Source organism: Paenarthrobacter sp. PAE-2, assembly GCF_026013155.1.
Lineage (GTDB): Bacteria > Actinomycetota > Actinomycetes > Actinomycetales > Micrococcaceae > Arthrobacter > Arthrobacter ureafaciens.
In genome coordinates this window covers 21922-41043 of sequence record NZ_JAPDNV010000010.1, presented here as the reverse complement: position 1 = coordinate 41043, position 19122 = coordinate 21922, and the positions used below count along the sequence as shown (strand labels likewise).

Below are 19122 nucleotides of genomic sequence, written 5' to 3'. Positions count from 1 at the left end.
GCCTTTACCTCCAGCCACCGCCAAGAGCGGAACGTGCGGTGGCTGATGTCGCGCGCGCGTATCTGGACACGCCGTGGCCTCATACTGGTGCTCAGGGTGTCGCGGCTGGTTTCCATCGGCATTCGGCAGATCCGGCCTGGACTGCGCTTCCTCTGGCGCTCACTGCTTAAGAGGTGGCGGCGATCCCTTGAGTTCAGGACTGTCCTCACCACGTTGCTGCTGGCGGTGACGTCCTTTGCCATCGTCGGGGCATACCTCTCGAACCAGATCGCCAACAACCTCTTCCAGGAACGCCTCGCCCAAGCGGAATCGGAGTCCCGTTACAACGTCAAGCAGGTCCAGGACACTTTCGACGGTGCTCAGGTCACGGATCAGTCCAGCGTCATCACGCTGGTGTACGACACCCTCACTGCGGTGGAAGGCCGGGGTTCGGTCATCCAGCGCCGCTACGTCTTCGAAGCCGTCCCGGAACAGACCAAGCCCCGCAACCGATGGGTCGAGTCACGCGCTTCGGACCAATTGACTGTCCGCGTCATCCCTCCTGAACTCCGCAAAGCGGTGCAGGAAGGAGGGAAGCAACAATTCTGGGCTTCCATGGAGTTCCCGGTGGGCAACGAGGACCGTCCCGGCATCGCCGTGGGCAACAAGGTCACGTTCAACGGGACCATGTACGAGCTCTATCTCATCTATGACCTCAACACGGCGCAAAAGACGTTGGACGAGATCCAGAACGTCCTGCTGGCCGGCGGCGCAGCACTGGTGCTCATGATCGGTGCCGTAGCCTGGTACGTCACCCGGAACGTCGTCAGCCCAGTCAGCCATGCCGCCGTCGTTTCCGAAAAGCTCGCGGCAGGCCAACTGCAGGAGCGGATGGTGGTCAAGGGGGAAGACGAGGTGGCCCGCCTCGGAGCATCCTTCAACCACATGGCCGCGAGCCTGCAGGAGCAGATTACCCAGCTTGCCACTCTCTCCCAGATGCAGCAGCGCTTCGTCTCAGACGTTTCGCACGAGTTGAGGACCCCGCTGACCACCGTGCGGATGGCCGCGGAAGTCCTGTACGACGCCCGCGAAGACTTCGATCCCATGAACAAGAGATCGGCCGAGCTCCTTTACAACCAGGTGGAACGTTTCCAGTCACTTCTTTCGGACCTGCTGGAGATCTCGCGCTTCGACGCGGGAGCGGCCGTCCTGGACGCCGAGCCGCAGGATATTTTCCAAGTCCTGGCCCAAGTCATTGAAGGCGCAGCTCCGGTGGCTGAGGAGTATGGTTCCGAGGTCCTCCTGCACGCCCGCGAGAAGAGCATCATCGTGGAAATGGACTCGAGGCGCATCGACCGAATCCTTCGGAACCTGGTACTGAACGCTCTCGAACACGGTGAAGGCCGGCCGGTCCACATTTCCGTTGCAGCCAACCAGGATGCTGTGGCCATCGCGGTCCGTGACCACGGAATCGGGATGACCCCCACGGAGGCGGCCCGTGTGTTCGACCGCTTCTGGCGGGCCGACCCCGCCCGCGCCAGGACAACCGGGGGAAGCGGCCTGGGCCTGTCCATCGCCGCCGAGGACACCAAGCTGCACAATGGGTGGTTGCAGGCTTGGGGCCGCAAGGGCGTTGGTTCGAACTTCAGGTTGACCTTGCCGCTGCGGCAGGGAGGGACAATCCTCAAATCGCCCCTCCAACTTGAACCCGCGGAATTCGCCGTGAGCGGCATAGAGCCGGGGGCAGTGCTCGAACGGCAAGTGCTGTTGCTCAGCGCAGCAGCGGACGACCCCACGGCCGGGCCGGCCTCGGATGAGATGGGTGCGCCCCTTGGGAACGCCGGCGTCGCACCTGCCGAACACCAGAACCCGGGTGCGGTTGACGGCGCCGGACACGGCACCCGCGCCGACGACGTCGAGGCAGGGAACCATGACGTTCCCGGCGCTGAAGACCGGCCGGAGCAAGGGAAAGGACCGACGTCGTGAATCGCCAACAAGCCCGCAAACGCGCCTTCGTGGCCATGCTGGCGCTCCTGATGGTCCTGCTGGCTTCCTGTGCGCAGATTCCCCGGTCAGGACCGGTTGGCAAGAGCAAGGATGAGGGCGCCGGAAACGCCAACGCACCCGTCTTCTTTCCGGCGGCACCTCGCGCCGGAGCAAGTCCCGAAGCCGTGATCGAGGACTTCTACATGGCGGGCAGCGGCTACGAGGACGACTACCCTGTGGCACGCCAGTACCTCACCCAGGCGCAGTCCGTCACCTGGAAGCCTGACAAACGTGCCTTGGTGTTCCGTGAGGCGCAGGTTGTTAAGACGGCCATTGAAAACGAATACGTCTACCAGCTGGATGTTGCCTATTCCGTGGATGCCGATGGCATAGCAACCCAGTACCCGGCTGGAACGAAGGAATCCATTCCCGTCACCCTGGACCAAGTGGAAGGGGAGTGGCGGATTTCCAAGGTGCCGGACGGGACAGCCATACCCGAAGAAACCTTCAAGGTCATCTACGGTGCCTATCCCATCTACTTTTACGACCCCACCTTCACTTATGCGGTGCCGGACTACCGCTGGTTCATCAAGAAGAAGACCGTCAAGTCCATGACCAGCGCCTTGCTCGCCGGTCCCGCACCCTACTTGCGGGGCGCCGTCGTCAGCGCTTTTCCGTCCGGGATGAAGCTGGCCCGAGAGTCGGTCCCCGTCGTGTCCGGGTCGGCCCAGGTGGACCTCTCGGCGAAGGAGCTTTTTGACGCCTCGGCCGAGGACCGCCAACGCATGCAGAACCAGTTGGCTTTGACATTCAGGAGCCAACCGGACGTGATAAACGTCCAACTGCGTGCAGACCAGGACCTGGTCCGGGTGGATGATGACGGTTCCGTCCTCCCGCCCGTGGTTGACCGAAGCGTTCCCGCCCGCCAAATAGCCATCAACAACGGGGAACTGGTCCGCTACGAGAACAACAGGATCTCACCCTTGCCTGACATTCGTTCGGTGGCGGGGCTAGGGCCGCATGCACCGGCCGAGTCGCCGGTGTCCCAAACCATCGCGTTCCTCAACGGAGACAAGACCACCCTGTACGTCATAGAGCCCGGACAGGAAACGGCCAGGCAACTGACCACCAGGAGCGCCCTCACCGGGCCTTCTTTCAGTCCCGGTGATTGGGTTTGGACTGCCGGTCCCGGTGCCAGCGGTGCCACGGAAGTGGTGGCCTTCAAACCCACGGGCGTTGCAGCAGGCATGGCTGTACCGTCAGTGACCATGACCCCGGCCTGGTTGTCGGGCAGGACGGTCAAGGACTTCCGTGTCTCCAGGGAAGGGACCCGGGCGCTGGTTATTTCCGAAGCCAACGGAAAGACGGCGGTACAGGTGGCCGGCATAGTTCGCAATTCCGACGGGACTCCGAAGGACCTTACGGTGCCCGTAAACCTGGTCACCTCTTCCGAACCGGACCAAGGCGTGTGGGTCAATGGTTCTTCGGTGGCAGTGATGGCGGGGTCCGCCACGGCAACCGTGGTTCCGGAACTGCTGTCCCTGGCATCAGGGGATCCCCAGCAGCTTGCGCCCTGGGACGGTCTCACGAGCCTGAGCGCCGGCAATGGCCCGGAGCAAATATTCGGCCAATCCGAGGCCGGGGTCTTCCAACGCGTAGGAAACGGTTGGGAGCTCCAACTCAAAGGACCAACGGAGCCTTCCTTCCCGGGATGAGGTCCGCCGCTTCAAGGTTATTCACGCTTCAAGGTTATTCACATAGCCGCGCGGGTGGCTGCCGGTTAAGCCACCCGCGCGTCAGGCTTGGGACATGCTAAACACATACGCCATCCGTGGGCGGTGGCTGCTGTGACGTCCGCGGTCCGCAGTCCCCGCAGTCCGGCCACGTCTTTGCTTGCCCGCCGCGACCCTGACCTGGACTCCCGGGATCCCGGAGCTGCCCGCAGGCGCGGCGAGTACCGTGCCGTGCCGGCCAAGTGCGCCGCGGCCTTTCAGCGCGCTTGTGGCGAGTTGCTCGTGCTGCTCGTTCCTGTTGAGTGTGTTTGCTGTGGAGTGGAGGACGCCGTCATTTGCGGCGTGTGTGCAAAGAAAGTCAGGCTGTTGTGTGCCAGTCCTTTCCGTGCGGAGCAACAGGCGCCGGCATTAGTGGACATCGATGGGACCGCGACGTTGGAAGTCGTGGCAGCGGGCCCGTACCGTGAGGAACTCAGCCAGGCGTTGTTGTCGTTCAAGCGGCTTGGCCAATGGCGCTTGGCGAATGTCCTCGGCGCGTGCCTGGCGCGGGCGGTGGGAGCTGCCGCCGGTGGAAAAGCAAGCTACTGCCTTGTTCCGGTGCCCAGCAGCGGAGCAGCTTTCAGGAAACGTGGTTTCAGCCCCGTGCGACTCCTCCTGGCCAGTACGCGGCGCCGCCGATTGCTCCCGGACTTTCCGGTAGTGGACGTCCTGCGGAAACGCCCCGGGCTTGTGCCGTTGATCCGTAGGGGAGCTTCGCCGCGGAGTATCCACCAGTACCTCGCCGGCGTTCTGGGAAGAAGCGGCGGTATCAGGAAAGCCGGCGGACAGAAGGGCTTGGGGCGCGGAGAACGGGCCCGGAGGGTCGCCGGCTCCATGCAGGTGCCGTCCCGGTCCACGAAGAAGATCAACGGGCAAAGGCTCGTGATCATTGACGATGTTCTGACCACGGGGGCGACGCTCGCCGAATCAGCCAGAGCGCTGTCCGCAGCCGGCGGCATCGTGTGCGGAGCCATCGTGTTGGCGGCCACGAGGCCACCAGCCTACGCCTCCGGGCCGGGCGGCGACGAGTCCCCCGGGGTCCTTGTGACCAAATCAAAAAATAAGTTGCCAAAGGATGAATAACTCGTGCCGATGAACTAACGTCGGTTGTGGGTACCAAGAACAGATGTACCTGTCGATAGCGGCTCGGAAAGGGGCTCGACTGTCTGTCAGACCGGCCCCAAGAAGCGTCGTTGTCGTGTCACCTGAGTTATTGGAGGGCACCATGGAGTTCATGATCAGCGGACGAAATCTGACAGTTTCCGACCGCTTCCGCGAATATGCCGGCGAGAAGATCTCAAAGATTGAATCCCTGGGGGACAAGGTCCAGCGGGTTGACGCCAAGGTTTCCAAGGAGACCAATCCCCGGCAGACGCCCGGCCAGCTTACCGTTGAAGTGACAGTTTTGGGCCGAGGCCCTGTTATTCGTGCCGAAGCCACAGCCGCTGACAAATTTGCTGCCTTCGATCTTGCCTACAACAAGCTTCTTGAGCGTCTGCGGCGGGCGAAGGACAGGAAAAAGGTGCACCACGGGCGCCACACGCCCAAGGCCGTTCGCGAAGCAACGGCATCCCTGGAGCCTGCCAGTACAACGGCTCCTATTTACGAGGTGGCCGGTAACAGCGAAACCGCTGCAGCCGAACCCGACGAGCGGTCGCCGTACGAGATCGAAAACGATATTCCCGCCGGTGATTCCCCCGTGCTGATCCGCCGGAAGGTTTTCCCGGCAGCCTCGCTCACGCTCGACGACGCCGTCGACAACATGGAACTGGTGGGTCACAACTTCTACCTGTTCCTCGATAAGGAAACCAACGCACCCTCCGTTGTGTACCGTCGAAGCGGCTGGACCTATGGTGTGATCTCCCTCGATTCCACCTGTGAGCCCGGCCAGGAGGCCGTCGAAGAGAAGATCCACGCGTACCGCTCGGACGACCAAGCAGCAAGCGCACGGTAATCGGCACGCTGCTTGTAGTGAAAGGACTCCCATGACCGTTTCGCTGAGCCTGTCACAGGCGCGGCGGATGGCCTTTGAGGCCCAAGGATTAGCAAGGGTCCGGCCCACCACCCCCGTAACAGCGAGGGCGGTGGGCCGGACTTTTGCCCAATTGCAGTTGGTGCAGATCGATTCGGTCAATGTCCTTGCCCGCAGTCACTACCTCCCCTTCTTTTCCCGGCTGGGTAACTATGACACCGCGATCCTGCAGACGATGGCAGGGAGGGCGCCTCGAAGAATGATGGAGTACTGGGCCCATGAAGCCAGTTTCATCAGGCCGGAACATTTCCCCGATCTGCTTGCCTGGCAGAAGCGGTACTGGGTGGGCGCCCACTCGTTGGACGAGGAGGTGCGAATTGACATGGAAAACCGCATCCTCGCAGTACTGGCGACGAGCAGGCCGATGACCGCCTCGGAACTGACAGCCAAGTTGGGACATGATGAAGTCCAGGACCGGGCGAATTGGGGTTGGAACTGGAACGTCGTCAAACGCGTTCTTGAACATCTCTTCGAGGAAGGGCGCGTTTCAGCCGCTGCCCGAACCGCCCAGTTTGAACGCCGGTACGCACTGACGTCCCGTGTGTACCCCGGAGGAACACCGGAGTGGATGGATCCCGAGGCATCCATGGACCGTTTGATCGAAGCAGCGGCGAAGGCTCATGGGATTGGTACGGTCCGGTGCTTCGCAGACTACTTTCGCACGCCGGCCAAAGCCGGACAGGCCTCCGTGGAACGCCTCCTGAGGGCCGGCCGACTCGAGCGCGTCACTGTGAAGGGCTGGGACCGCGACGTTTTCCGGCATGTTGACGCAAAAATACCGCGCCGGGCAGAAGGGCGCGCGCTCCTCAGTCCCTTCGATTCGCTGGTTTTCGAACGGCGCCGCCTTGAAGAACTCTTCGGCTTCCACTACCGGATCGAGATCTACACGCCTGCGGCCAAGCGCCGTTTCGGCTACTACGTGTTGCCATTCCTTCTTCGCGAAGCGATCGTTGCGCGGGTAGACCTGAAGGCTGACCGGACAGGGGGCAGGCTGTTGGTTCGCTCTGCCCATGCCGAACCCTCGGCGCCCTCGGATACTGCTGAGGAACTGGCGGCAGAGCTGTGCCTCATGAGGGATTGGCTTGGGCTCCAGGAAGTGGTGGTGTCGCCTGCCGGAGACTTGGCCCGTACGCTCAACGAGGCCATTGCGGCCCGTCGCCCCTCCCCGGATCCGTTCGGCGGGCGCGTCAGTCCGCTGACAGGGGAAACAGGCTACGTGGCTTTGGTCTCTCCCGTAGACTGAAACAGCCAGAATTCGGCAGCATGAGACTGGGAGCAATTTCACGTGGCATCACTAATCGAAAAACTTCTCCGCACGGGTGACAAAAAAACCCTGAAGCAACTGCGGAACTATGCCGATTCCATCAATGCCCTTGAAGACTCATTCAAGACGTTCTCAGATGCCGAACTCCGTGAAGAGACCGACCGGCTCCGCGCCCGTCACCAAGACGGAGAAACCCTCAACGATCTTCTCCCCGAGGCCTTCGCTGCAGTTCGGGAGGCTTCGTCCAGGACCCTGGGTATGCGCCACTTCGACGTACAGCTCATGGGTGGCGCCGCACTCCATTTGGGCAACATTGCCGAAATGAAGACCGGTGAAGGTAAAACCCTCGTCGCAACGGCGCCTGCCTATCTGAATGCTTTGACCGGCAAGGGCGTCCATGTTGTGACGGTCAACGATTACCTTGCCGAGTACCAATCCGAGCTGATGGGCCGCGTCTACCGCTTCCTGGGCCTCACCAGCGGATGCATCCTGTCCAACCAGGATCCGGCCTTGCGCAGGGAACAGTACGCTGCGGACATCACGTACGGCACCAATAACGAGTTCGGATTCGATTACCTGCGCGACAACATGGCCTGGGATGCCAGCGAGCTTGTGCAACGAGGACACCATTTCGCGATTGTGGATGAAGTCGACTCCATCCTGATCGACGAGGCACGTACACCGCTGATCATCTCCGGCCCCGCCCAGGGGGACACCAACCGCTGGTACAGCGAGTTCGCCAAGGTTGTTCTTCGCCTCCAGCCGGACGTTGACTACGAGGTCGACGAAAAGAAGCGCACGGTAGGCGTGCTGGAATCCGGCATCGAAAAAGTCGAGGACTACCTCGGCATCCAGAACCTGTACGAATCAGCCAACACTCCTTTGATCGGATTCCTTAACAACGCCATCAAGGCCAAGGAGCTTTTCAAGCGGGATAAGGACTACGTCATCCTGGACGGCGAAGTGCTGATCGTCGATGAACATACCGGACGTATCCTCGCCGGACGCCGCTACAACGAGGGCATGCACCAAGCGATCGAGGCCAAGGAAAACGTCGAGATCAAGGCAGAGAACCAGACTCTCGCCACCGTCACCCTGCAGAACTACTTCCGCATGTATTCCAAGCTGTCCGGCATGACCGGTACGGCTGAGACGGAAGCCGCAGAGTTCATGAGCACCTACAAGCTGGGCGTAGTAGCCATCCCGACCAACCGGGACATGCAGCGCATTGACCAGCCCGACCTCGTCTACAAGAACGAAATCGTGAAGTTCGACGCGGTGGTCAAGGACATCGCCGAGCGGCATGAGAAGGGCCAGCCCGTCCTTGTGGGTACAACCAGCGTGGAGAAGAGCGAGTATCTCTCCAAGTTGCTGGGTAAAGAAGGCATCCGCCACGAGGTACTCAATGCAAAGAACCACGCCCGGGAAGCCTCGATCGTGGCACAAGCGGGTCGTAAAGGCGCCGTGACTGTTGCTACCAACATGGCAGGCCGCGGCACGGACATCATGTTGGGCGGAAACGCCGAGTTCACTGCGATTGCCGAGTTGGCCAAGCGCGGACTCGACCCCGAGGAAAACTCGGACGAGTACGAGGCCGCTTGGCCGGAGGCGCTCGCCGCGGCCAAGCAGGCCGTCAAGGATGAGCATGAGGAAGTGTTGGATCTGGGCGGTCTCTACGTCCTGGGCACTGAGCGCCACGAATCCCGCCGCATCGACAACCAGCTTCGCGGACGGTCCGGCCGTCAAGGTGATCCCGGTGAGTCCCGCTTCTACCTCTCCCTGACCGATGACCTCATGAGGCTGTTCAACTCCGGTGCAGCCGAAAGGCTCATGAACAGTTCGGTCCCGGACGACGTTGCCCTGGAATCGAAGCTCGTATCCCGCGCCATCGCCTCGGCCCAAAGCCAGGTGGAAGCCCGCAACGCGGAACAGCGCAAGAACGTCCTCAAATACGATGATGTCCTGAACCGCCAGCGCGAGGCTATCTACGGTGACCGCCGTCGGATCCTTGAGGGGGACGATCTCCACGAAAAGGTTCAGTTCTTCCTGGAAGACACAATTAACGCCCTGATAGACGCCGCGACTGCCGAAGGTACCGGCGACGATTGGGACTTCAACCAGCTCTGGTCGAACCTTAAGACCCTTTACCCGGCAACGGTCACCGCCCAGGACATCATTGATGAAGCTGGAGGCAAGTCCAAGGTTACGGTCGAGTTCCTGAGGAATGAGATCCTCTCCGACGCGAAGTTGGTCTACCAGGCACGCGAAGAAGCTATCGGCTCTGAAAGCATGCGTGAGCTTGAACGTCGCGTCGTCCTCTCGGTCTTGGGACGGAAGTGGCAAGAGCATCTTTACGAGATGGATTACCTCAAGGAAGGCATCGGCCTGAGGGCGATGGCGCAGAGGGACCCGTTGGTGGAGTACCAGCGCGAGGGCTATGTCATGTTCCAGAGCATGATGGAGGCCATCCGCGAAGAGAGCATTGGGTTCCTCTATAACCTCGAGGTTGAGGTAACCCCGGCGGAAGACGTTGTGGTGGCCGACGACTCTGTTGGTGGCACGCATACCGAACACCACGAGCCTCAAATCCGGGCGGCAGGCCTCGAAGCGCCTGAGAAGCCGGCTCAGCTGCAGTACACGGCGCCCGGCGAAGACGGAGGAACCCAGACGCGCATTGAGGGAAGGTCTTCAGGCCGTTCGGGAAACCCGGCGAAGGCAGCCACCCAGGAACCGCGGAAGCCCGCTAAGAAGAAGCGGCGTTAGTTCGGTTCGTTCGAATCGTGAGAGTCCGGGATCGTTCAATGCGAGCGATCCCGGACTTCTTTTTGCCTGATGGCGAGAGATTCATCCAATCTCGAGCGCGGTCACCTGCCACACATCGTCCATCAGTTCCAGACGGATTGCCAAAGCCCGGCAGCGTTGCTCTTCCGCCACCACGACTGAGGCCTCACAGATGGTGTCGGAAATACTGCACACACGTACCGAGCGGACCATGGGGCTGAGGTGGATGCGTTGTGATGCGCGCGATTTCGCGGCGTGTTCACGGGTCAAGGCAGCTCTGTGTTGAAGCGAAAAATAGCAGTCATCAGACAAGGAAACTGCCAGCTGTTGTATAGGACGCGTTCCGGCAAGCACCTCCACGACTGCCTGGGCTATGCTGCGGGCAACTAACCGGACATCGATACTGTTGCCGCCGGAGCCGCGGACCGGAAGCCTGCGTTTCGGTTTTGGCCTGGCGCCCAGTCGTTGGGTAGTGCTTACGCTCATGGTCCATCCTCAGAGAGTTGCTTGAGGGAGCCGGGCATGGGGTTTGCCTGGCTCCAGTGCTATCTGGGATGACCCTGAAAGGGGTGAAATTGGATCTAAATGCCCCTGAGCGGGCAGATTTGCTGGAGTGGGACGAATGGTCAGGTTCGCGGCGGAGGTTTCAGGACCTGTCCGGGATGGAGAACAGCAGGGTCCTCGCCGATCGTTGTTTTGTTGGCCGCGTACCACTTGGGCCACTCGAGGGCGATATCGAGGTCACTGGCGAATGGTCCTGACCGGCTGGCCGCGATGGACCATAGGGTGTCGCCCGGCATGACAACAACGCCTTCATCGTCCGAAGCTCGTGGCGTTGCCACGCGTGCAGAAGACCGACTGAGTAAACCCGGGTCGATGATTGGAGCCTTGGGCTTCCACCCGGGTGTCACGCTCAGGCCTGTCTTCGTCCAAGCGGCATCGGGTGACTGTGCTGTGGACGTGCTTCTCCACCCCGGATCGGGAACAGAAGCGGCGAAGGCCGCGGTGCCTCCTAGAAGATTCACGCTCAGAACGGCTGCTCCGATGCGAATCATGAAAGCAGGAGTGGCTTGGGAGGTGACTCGCGCGGCAGTACTTTGTCCGGTTCGCTTCAAGACATTCGCCATGAGGCCGAGAACAAAGGAGAGTAACCACCAGGACACGACCGCCAGACCCGCGAGGTTCGCGCCGAGGCCGAAGAGCTGGTCAAACGTCAGTGCGTCAATCGGCACCGCTTTTATACGTGGCCAAGGCCCGCCGACAGCCACCAAAAGGCAACCGATGAACAAGATGGCAAAGGCCAACGCGGCGTCGTTCCGGAGTGGTCGTAGTTCCTGGCTCATCGGACTCGTGCTCCCCACAGCAGTTTGATGTCATTTGATGCAATTAGTTCAGTTTGAACTTCTTTGATGCAATGTGTCCAATTGTTACGCGCCGTGGTGTTGCTGCTTGTTTCTTCAGAGCCTAGCCTGAGCAGATGAGATGGGACTCTCTTTTTGGTGACATGGAGGCGCAATTTTTTGCTGACCGCACGTTGGCGCGGGAAGCGGAGGTTGCCGAACGTGCCCGCGTGGAGGTCGCGCAGTTCGAACTCGCCGACAGGCTACGCGGCGCCCTCGGGCGCGAAGTCTCGATCACGCTGAACGATGGCAGCAAGGAAGCCGGTTCATTGGGGCGGGTCGGGGCGGACTGGTTGGTGCTCAACACTGCCACCCGTCAGTGGCTCATTCCGCTGCATTCCGTGAGCTATTTCGAGAATCTTGGCAGGCTGGCCCGGAAGCCTGTGAACGGGCCCGCTTTGGTATTTCCCTTGGCCAGTGCCCTTCGGGGCCTCGCCCGCGAAAGACTGAGTGTTGAGGTCCATGTGGCGGCAGGCGCTGCGGGGCGTGTGCTCAGCGGAGTCATCGACAGGGTGGGCAAGGACTTCCTGGAGATCGCTGTCACAGGAGGAGAGGCGCGCCGTGCCACCGCCGTGACTGCTGTAGCTACCGTGGCCTTTAGGTCTCTGCTCGGGGTGCGCTCTGCTTCGCGACGCGAGTATTAGAGGTAGGTGGACCGCTGCCGGTTTCAGGCAGATTTGGACCTGGATTTCTCGATCATCCGGCTCGCCTCGGCATAGCGCTCTTCGATGTACTGCTCCAACATCTTTTCTTCGATCCGCCACTGGCCGCGGCCGCCTACCTGTATGGCCTTGAGTTCTCCGCTCCTAACGAGCGCGTAGGCCTGGGGGGAGTTGATCTGGAGTTGTTCGGCAACGTCGGCCAAGGTCAAGAAACGGGGCATGGGACCATTTTGCCATCGAAATGCAGGCTTTGGTGCAGTTATCCACAGTTTCATGCTTTTCATGGCACTTCGGTTGGGCTTGGTGATGGAATCCCCGGACAATGAAGTGGCGGAACAGCCGCATGTCACGACTGACGGGGGAGCATGAATGATGGAGCAGGGGTCACCTACCGGAACGGCGCGATTGAAAGCCCCTTCATGGAAGGACCCCAGGCTCCTCATCGGGATTCTGTTGGTCTTGCTGTCCGTGTCAGGAGTCGTGGCCGTTATCGGCTCCGCTGACAAGACCAACAAGCTGTACGCGGCTAAGGAGCCAATCGCTGTCGGCCAGTCCATAAGTGCCGATGACCTCGAAGCGGTTGATGTGCGTTTGGGAGATGTGGAGGCGTTCTATCTAACGGTTTCAGCCGGCCTTGCAGAAGGCGACGTGGCGCTTCAGCGGATCGAAAAGCACCAGTTGGTGCCTCGTCAAAGCCTCGGGCGGGCAGATGTTTTGGACCGCAAACCCGTGGCCATCCCTGTGGACACAGCGCTGCCGGACCAAGTAGTTCCCGGGGCCAGGGTGGACGTCTGGGTTTCGAAACCGGACTCTGCACGCGGCTTCGACAGGCCCGTCCTGTTGCTCCCCGGGGCGGAAGTGACCGCGGTTACGCCCGGTTCCAGTTCTTTGGGGGCGTCCAAGTCAACAGTTCTCCTGGTCCTTGTGACAGATCAACAGATGCCCGAGCTGCTGGGCGCGCAGGCTAACGGCGCAAAGGTATCCGCGGTCTGGAACCCTTCAGGCGTTCGGCAATGAGCATTCCGGTAGTCACCTTCGGCCCCGACCAACAGTTCGTGGTGGGTGGGCTTGAGCGATTGCACGGTCCGGTCACCGTCGTTCGGCGCTGCACGGAACTGACGGAGCTGCTCGCAGCATGCGAAAGTGGCTTGGCCATGGCCGCCGTCATTTCGGCCGACACCTCAGACCTCTCGTCCAGCCTCGTGGAGAGATTGGACGCCGTGGGTGTCTCCGTTGTCGTGCTGACAGATGACGCTGAGGAAATGCTCCGACTGGAAGCGATCGGCGTGCTGCCGGAGCGGGCGGACATAGCCGCCGCCGACCTTGCCGACCGCATTTCCCGTGCGGTTGACCGGCAGAGGGAGAGCCCCCGTGCTGCTGCAGGAACGGCTTTCGCCGGGCTCATCCCGGATGCGGAGGTGCAGCTGCCTGCAGCTGAGGTGGTCCGGGAGGGCGCAGGGCGGGTCATCGCAGTGTGGGGACCGGTGGGAGCGCCGGGGAGGACCACGGTTGCGGTCAATGTCGCTGCCGAACTGTCTGCCCGGGGAAGCTCAGTCATTCTTGCGGATGCGGACAGCTACGGTGCCAGTGCATCAGCCATGCTGGGTCTGCTTGATGAATCTGCTGGGCTTGCCCAGGCATGCCGCTTGGCAGATCAGGGTGTCCTGGATGTCGCTGGACTCACCCGCATAGCGGAGGAGGTGCATGTGCGGGGTAACAGCTTCCGTCTCCTTGGGGGCGTTACCCGCGCTGATCGATGGACCGAACTTCGGCCTTCTGCCCTGTCAGCCGTAGTGGAGCGGGCCAAGCAGCTTGCGGACGTTGTGGTGGTGGATGTCGGGTTTTGCCTGGAGGCTGACGAGGAATTGAGCTTTGACTCCATGACCCCGCGCAGGAACGGAGCCGCATTGAAAATCATGGAGCTCGCAGACGAGGTCATTGCAGTCGGAGCGGCGGATGCCGTGGGCATCCCGAGGCTCGTCCGGGGTCTTGGGGAGCTGAAGGACGCCGCTGAACAGGCCAACATTCGGGTGGTCCTCAATAAGGTCAGGCAATCTTCGGTAGGTCGGGGACCAAGGCAACAACTGCTGCAAGCCTGGGAACGGTTCGGGCCGGGCATGGCCATTTCCGCTTACCTGCCCTCAGACCCTGCTGCCTGCGATGCGGCGCTCTTGTCGGGAACGGTGCTCCTGGAGTCCGCCCCCGACTCCGCACTTCGTAAAGCCATTGCGGAGCTGTCCTGTGCAGATATCCAGCAAAATCGAGAATCCGCTGGACGAAATACCAGAGCCCTTGGGTTCCTTAAGCGCTAGGCTCATTTTGTGGGCTGCAGAGTCGCAGCAATCAACAGGTGATGGAGGCGTTTGTAGATGTCGTCAGGGTCCAGTGTGGAGGATCGGTCCGATGCAGCAGTTGTCCGCGAAGGTTTCTTCGGTGACTACTACGAGCACCTCGCAGAGGAGGATTCCCGAGGCTACTCTCCTGAGGTCCTGATTGCCCGGGCCAACAAGCACAAGGAGCTGGCGTCCTCCCGCCTGCCAGGAAATGCAGTAGTAGAAGTCGTTGGGGAGGCGGATCGAAGCGTCGTCTACATTGTCACGGACGATATGCCTTTCCTCGTCGACTCGGTCAACGCTGAACTGGTGCGGCAGAACTGCGCCATCCGCCTGGTCATGCACCCCCTGTTCGTGGCTACCCGCAACCGTGAAACCGGGGATCTGGCCAGCGTTTCGCGCGTCCCCTCCAACGTCGGAATCTCAAGCGGCGACACCGCAGCATTGCCCAGCGTGGCGCACCTGCTGGGGAACGGCGACAACGCCTCGCACATGGAATCCTGGATCGCCGTCGAAATTGACCGCGTTAACGACGACGCGCGGAAAGAGCTGGTCGAGGGCCTGCAGCGCGTCTTGGGGGACGTCCGCGCCGCCGTCGAGGACTGGCCAAAGATGCGGAGCAAAGCCCTGGAACTTGCCGAGGCGTTGGGCACCGTTTCGCACCCGGAGCAAATTGCCGAACTCCGCCAGGCCCAGGACCTCCTGCGATGGTTGGACAAGGGCAACTTCACGTTCCTCGGATACCGGGAGTACGACCTCATCAATGAGGACGGCGAGGATGTCCTGGAGCTTCGCGAGGACAGCGGCCTGGGCTTGCTGCGTGCAGGCGACAATACCCGGCAAATCCAACACCTTACCGACGCCGGCCGTAAGCGTGCGCGGGAGAAGCGGGCGCTGGTCATCACTAAAGCCAACTCCCGATCGACCGTTCACCGTCCGGCATACCTTGACTACATTGGCGTGAAGAGCTTCGACGCCGCCGGCAACGTTAACGGCGAGCGTCGCTTCATTGGCCTTTTTGCCACGAGTGCGTACACAGGATCCGTTCGGAACATTCCCATCGTCCGGGACAAGGTGGATGCAGTGCTTCGCAACGCGGGGTTCCCCATTGACTCCCACTCGGGCAAGGACCTCCTGGGCATCCTGGAGACCTACCCGCGCGACGAACTCTTCCAGATCGAGGTTCCCGACCTTGCTGCCACAGCGACGGGAATCCAGCGGCTGCAGGAACGCCGAAGGACCAAGCTCTTCCTGCGCCCCGACATCTACGGCAGATTCATGTCTGCCGTGGTGTACCTGCCGCGCGACCGATACACCACCAGCGTCCGCCTCAGGATCGAGCAGGAGCTGCGGGAAACCTTCCAGGCCGAAAGCATTGACTACGAGGCAAGGATCACCGAGTCGGCCCTCGCCCGCGTGTTCTTCCGGATCCGGCTACCCCGAACAGCTGAAATGGCAGAAGTGAACGTTGCTGAGCTGGAACACCGGTTGATGCGCGCCTCCCGTTCATGGAGCGAAGGCATAGCCGAAGTCCTCCGCGAGAACCGGCCCGCAGAAGAAGCGGACGTACTGTCAGGGTTGTGGGCCGAAGCTTTCCCTGCCGGCTACCGCGTGGACTACGAGGTGGAGGACGCCCTCGAGGACATCGAACGCTTCGAGAAGTATGGCGCCCAGGCGGAACGCAACGGGGAAACCAACGCGAACCTGCGTCCGGGTGTCCATGTCTACCTTCCGGAGGGGGCGGGAGAGTCCCTTGAAGAAGACGCCCGCGTCAAGCTGTACCTCATGGAGCCCAAGAGCCTCAGTCAGATCCTTCCTTACTTCCACAACCTGGGCTTGGAAGTGCTCGATGAACGGCCCTTCGAAATCGAAACCGCCGACCACCGCGACTTCTTCCTCTATGACCTTGGCCTGAAGTACCCCACAGGTATTGATCCTCTCGCCACGGGCAACCTCTTGGCTGATTCCTTCGGCGCCGCGGTGACAGGTGCAGTCGAGTCCGACGACTTTGACCGCTTGGTGCTCCGGGAAGGGATGCACTGGCGCCAGGTCACGGTGCTTCGCGCGTATGCCAAATACATGCGCCAAATGGGCAACACGAACTCGTTCGGGTTCATTGCCGACACCTTGTTGTCCAACCCTGAAGTCGCCCGCGGACTGACTGTACTCTTTGCTGCACGGTTCGATCCCGAAGTTTCAGAGGACGAACGCAAGGAACGCCAGGCTGCCGCCCGCGCCGCCCTCGCCGAAGCCATCGAAGACGTTGCGACGCTGGATGCTGACCGTGTTCTGCGGACCTTCGTCAACCTGATCGAGTCGACGCTTCGCACCAATTACTTCCAGAACAAGGGCTACCTCAGCTTCAAACTTGATCCGACGAGCATCGAGGGATTGCCCTTCCCGCGGCCGATGTACGAAATCTGGGTTTACTCGCCACGGGTCGAAGGTGTCCACCTCCGCTTTGGCAAGGTGGCGCGTGGCGGCCTCCGCTGGTCCGACCGCCGGGAAGATTTCCGAACGGAGATCCTCGGTCTCGTCAAAGCCCAGACCGTAAAGAACGCCGTCATCGTGCCCACGGGTGCAAAGGGAGGATTCTTCGCCAAGAAGCTTCCGAATCCCACCGTCGACCGCGCCGCGTGGATGGCAGAAGGCATCGAAAGCTACAAGACCTTCATCCGTGGGCTGTTGGACATCACCGACAACCTCGTCACCTCGCCTGAAGGCGAAAGGCTGGTTCCGCCGTCGGACGTTGTCCGGCACGACGGCGACGACTCCTACCTGGTGGTCGCCGCGGACAAGGGAACAGCGACGTTTTCGGATACCGCCAACGGGCTGGCGGCAGAGTATGGTTTCTGGCTGGGTGACGCCTTCGCTTCCGGAGGCTCGGTTGGATATGACCACAAAGCCATGGGCATCACCGCCCGCGGCGCCTGGGAGTCCGTCAAGCGGCACTTCAGCGAGCTGGACTTGGACACGCAGACCGAAGAGTTCACGGTGGTGGGCGTCGGGGATATGTCGGGCGATGTTTTCGGCAACGGCATGCTCCTCTCCCGGCACATCCGCTTGGTGGCTGCCTTCGACCACCGGCACATCTTTCTTGACCCGACGCCGGATGCAGCGGCTTCCTTCGCCGAGCGGCAGCGCCTGTTCGAATTGCCCAGGTCATCGTGGGACGATTACGACCGCGCGCTCATCAGCGAAGGCGGCGGTGTCTTCCCGAGGCAGGCGAAAACGATTCCTGTCTCCGAGCAGGTCCGCCAGTCACTCGGACTGCCCGACGGAACAACCCAGCTGAGCCCGCCCGAGCTGCTCCGAGCCATCCTGTTGGCACCGGCGGATCTGCTGTACAACGGCGGCATCGGCACCTACATCAAGGCGAGCACGGAGACCAACGCGTCCGTAGGGGACAAGGCAAACGATGCCATCCGCGTCGACGGACGGGACCTGCGGGTCAAGGTCGTCGGTGAAGGCGGCAACCTTGGCCTGACGCAGCGTGGCCGCATCGAGGCCGCCTTGCAAGGCGTCATTCTCAATACGGACGCAATCGACAATTCCGCCGGCGTTGACTGCTCCGACCACGAAGTAAACATCAAGATCTTCGTCGACCGGATGGTGTCCGCCGGGAAGTTGGAGGAGTCCGAACGCTCCCGGTTCCTTGCGGACATGACCGAAGAAGTAGGGCGGCTCGTCCTGCAGGACAACATCGACCAAAACATCTTGTTGCTGAACGACCGCACGCGGGTGGCGGAGTGGAGCCCCAGCTACGAACGGCTTATGGACTGGCTGGAGAAGTCGGCCGACCTCAAGCGTGATCTTGAGGCGCTGCCCTCCACGGACACGCTGAGGCAGCGCCTCGACCAGGGACAGGGACTGACTTCTCCCGAGCTTTCGGTCCTTGCTGCTTACGCAAAGATCGAGCTGGCATCCGCGCTGCGTGAGAGCGACCTTTCAGAGGATCCTTGGTTCAAGGACACCATCCGCCAGTACTTCCCCAAGCAACTGCGCGAGCGTTTCGATGCGGAGTTGGATACCCATCCTTTGCGTCGGGAAATCATCGCGACTGTGGTGGCAAACGACATCATCAACCTCGGGGGCATCACGTTTGCCTTCCGTGCCATTGAGGAGACGTCCGCCAACGAGGCCGCCGTCGCCAAAGCGTTCGTTGCCCTTCGGGAAATCTATGAGCTCGATTCGATGGTGGACCAGCTGAACGCGTTGCCGGCATCCTTCCCCACGGAGCATTGGAGCGAGATCCACCTGGACATCCGCAGGCTCCTTGACCGGGCCGTCCGCTGGGTGCTGGGGCAAGGTATCGCATCCCAACCGATCGCCGACGTCGTGGATTCCTTCAAGCCGATGATGGTGCCGCTGCGTGCCCGGCTCCTGGACTACCTTCGTGGAGACGACAAGGCCCGCGTGGCCGAGTGGTTGGAGAAGGCCCTGTCCTGGGACCTCCCGGACCACCTGGCACACCGTTGGGCGGAACTGTTCGAGAGCTACGCCCTCCTGGATATCTCCCGTATTGCCACCTCGCGCAGCGCCGACGTCGAGGACGTGGCCAATGTCTACTACACGGTGTTCAACCGGTTCCACGTGGACGCCCTGCTGGAGCGCATCAGCGCCTTGCCCCGGGATGACCGCTGGCAGGCACTGGCGCGGGCTGCGTTACGGGATGATCTCTATTCCACAGTTGCGGACATGACGACGTCGGTGCTTGAGTCGACGGAAAAGGGCGCCTCCGCGGAGGACCGGCTGAAGGCCTGGGAAGGGCAGAATGCTGAACAACTCGGGCGGGCGAAGACCATGTTCGACGAAGTGAACGCACTCGAGGCCGATGACATGGCCTCACTGTCGGTAGCATTAAGGCTCTTGAGGTCAATCGTCCGACGCTAGCTGTCAGCCGGCGTCGAAAA

Annotated in this window: 13 protein-coding genes; 10 read left to right on the top strand and 3 right to left on the bottom strand. The window is 61.5% G+C overall.

The features are described from left to right. The first annotated feature begins 45 nt into the window (after positions 1-45). From mtrB to secA, 6 genes are all read left to right on the top strand, one after another. On the top strand, positions 46-1965 hold the full coding sequence (gene mtrB, locus OCL88_RS08550; protein ID WP_264962266.1) for an MtrAB system histidine kinase MtrB: 1920 nt from the start codon (positions 46-48) through the stop codon (positions 1963-1965). Then, positions 1962-3680, top strand: a complete 1719-nt coding sequence (locus tag OCL88_RS08545; protein WP_264962231.1) for an LpqB family beta-propeller domain-containing protein — start codon at positions 1962-1964, stop codon at positions 3678-3680. Before mtrB ends, OCL88_RS08545 begins: the two co-directional genes overlap by 4 nt. A gap of 123 nt (positions 3681-3803) precedes the next feature. Further along, the gene (locus OCL88_RS08540; RefSeq protein ID WP_319951647.1) at positions 3804-4820 is read left to right on the top strand and encodes a ComF family protein; all 1017 of its coding nucleotides are present in this window, start codon (positions 3804-3806) and stop codon (positions 4818-4820) included. Positions 4821-4962: 142 nt separating this feature from the next. Then, a complete protein-coding gene (hpf, locus tag OCL88_RS08535; protein ID WP_021471868.1) occupies positions 4963-5691 on the top strand; it encodes a ribosome hibernation-promoting factor, HPF/YfiA family in 729 nt (242 codons plus the stop codon). 31 nt (positions 5692-5722) lie between these two features. Then, on the top strand, positions 5723-7012 hold the full coding sequence (locus OCL88_RS08530; RefSeq protein ID WP_264962230.1) for a winged helix-turn-helix domain-containing protein: 1290 nt from the start codon (positions 5723-5725) through the stop codon (positions 7010-7012). Between the two features lie 42 nt (positions 7013-7054). Further along, positions 7055-9796, top strand: coding sequence for a preprotein translocase subunit SecA (gene secA / locus OCL88_RS08525; protein ID WP_021471870.1), 2742 nt, complete (start codon positions 7055-7057; stop codon positions 9794-9796). Between the two features lie 81 nt (positions 9797-9877). Here secA and OCL88_RS08520 read toward each other — a convergent pair whose 3' ends face one another. Then, positions 9878-10300, bottom strand: a complete 423-nt coding sequence (locus OCL88_RS08520) for an Rv3235 family protein (protein WP_062097266.1) — start codon at positions 10298-10300, stop codon at positions 9878-9880. Positions 10301-10440: 140 nt separating this feature from the next. Beyond that, positions 10441-10656, bottom strand: a complete 216-nt coding sequence (locus OCL88_RS08515; protein ID WP_236593328.1) for a LysM peptidoglycan-binding domain-containing protein — start codon at positions 10654-10656, stop codon at positions 10441-10443. A gap of 635 nt (positions 10657-11291) precedes the next feature. On the opposite strand from OCL88_RS08515, the gene OCL88_RS08510 reads away from it, so the two are divergent. After that, positions 11292-11858, top strand: coding sequence for a hypothetical protein (locus OCL88_RS08510; protein WP_264962229.1), 567 nt, complete (start codon positions 11292-11294; stop codon positions 11856-11858). Between the two features lie 23 nt (positions 11859-11881). On the opposite strand, the gene OCL88_RS08505 is transcribed toward OCL88_RS08510, so the two are convergent. Further along, the gene (locus tag OCL88_RS08505; RefSeq protein WP_021471874.1) at positions 11882-12097 is read right to left on the bottom strand and encodes a helix-turn-helix domain-containing protein; all 216 of its coding nucleotides are present in this window, start codon (positions 12095-12097) and stop codon (positions 11882-11884) included. Positions 12098-12248: 151 nt separating this feature from the next. Here OCL88_RS08505 and OCL88_RS08500 point away from each other — a divergent pair, with 151 nt between their 5' ends. Genes OCL88_RS08500 through OCL88_RS08490 form a run of 3 tightly spaced genes read left to right on the top strand, consistent with a single transcriptional unit; the run spans position 12249 to position 19102 of the window. Then, positions 12249-12893 carry a hypothetical protein gene (locus OCL88_RS08500; RefSeq protein ID WP_264962264.1) on the top strand — a complete coding sequence of 215 codons (645 nt, stop codon included), beginning with the start codon at positions 12249-12251 and terminating at the stop codon, positions 12891-12893. Continuing rightward, the gene (locus OCL88_RS08495) at positions 12890-14188 is read left to right on the top strand and encodes an AAA family ATPase (protein WP_264962228.1); all 1299 of its coding nucleotides are present in this window, start codon (positions 12890-12892) and stop codon (positions 14186-14188) included. Before OCL88_RS08500 ends, OCL88_RS08495 begins: the two co-directional genes overlap by 4 nt. 57 nt (positions 14189-14245) lie before the next feature. Continuing rightward, entirely contained in the window at positions 14246-19102 is a 4857-nt protein-coding gene (locus OCL88_RS08490) for an NAD-glutamate dehydrogenase (protein ID WP_264962227.1), read from the top strand. The last annotated feature ends 20 nt before the right edge of the window (positions 19103-19122 follow it).

Coding starts and splice junctions, on each gene's coding strand:
- mtrB (WP_264962266.1), top strand. CDS start 46: ATGTCGCGCGCGCGTATCTGGACACGCCGTGGCCTCATACTGGTGCTC.
- hpf (WP_021471868.1), top strand. CDS start 4,963: ATGGAGTTCATGATCAGCGGACGAAATCTGACAGTTTCCGACCGCTTC.
- OCL88_RS08530 (WP_264962230.1), top strand. CDS start 5,723: ATGACCGTTTCGCTGAGCCTGTCACAGGCGCGGCGGATGGCCTTTGAG.
- OCL88_RS08520 (WP_062097266.1), bottom strand. CDS start 10,300: ATGAGCGTAAGCACTACCCAACGACTGGGCGCCAGGCCAAAACCGAAA.
- OCL88_RS08510 (WP_264962229.1), top strand. CDS start 11,292: ATGAGATGGGACTCTCTTTTTGGTGACATGGAGGCGCAATTTTTTGCT.
- OCL88_RS08505 (WP_021471874.1), bottom strand. CDS start 12,097: ATGCCCCGTTTCTTGACCTTGGCCGACGTTGCCGAACAACTCCAGATC.
- OCL88_RS08500 (WP_264962264.1), top strand. CDS start 12,249: ATGGAGCAGGGGTCACCTACCGGAACGGCGCGATTGAAAGCCCCTTCA.
- OCL88_RS08495 (WP_264962228.1), top strand. CDS start 12,890: ATGAGCATTCCGGTAGTCACCTTCGGCCCCGACCAACAGTTCGTGGTG.
- OCL88_RS08490 (WP_264962227.1), top strand. CDS start 14,246: ATGTCGTCAGGGTCCAGTGTGGAGGATCGGTCCGATGCAGCAGTTGTC.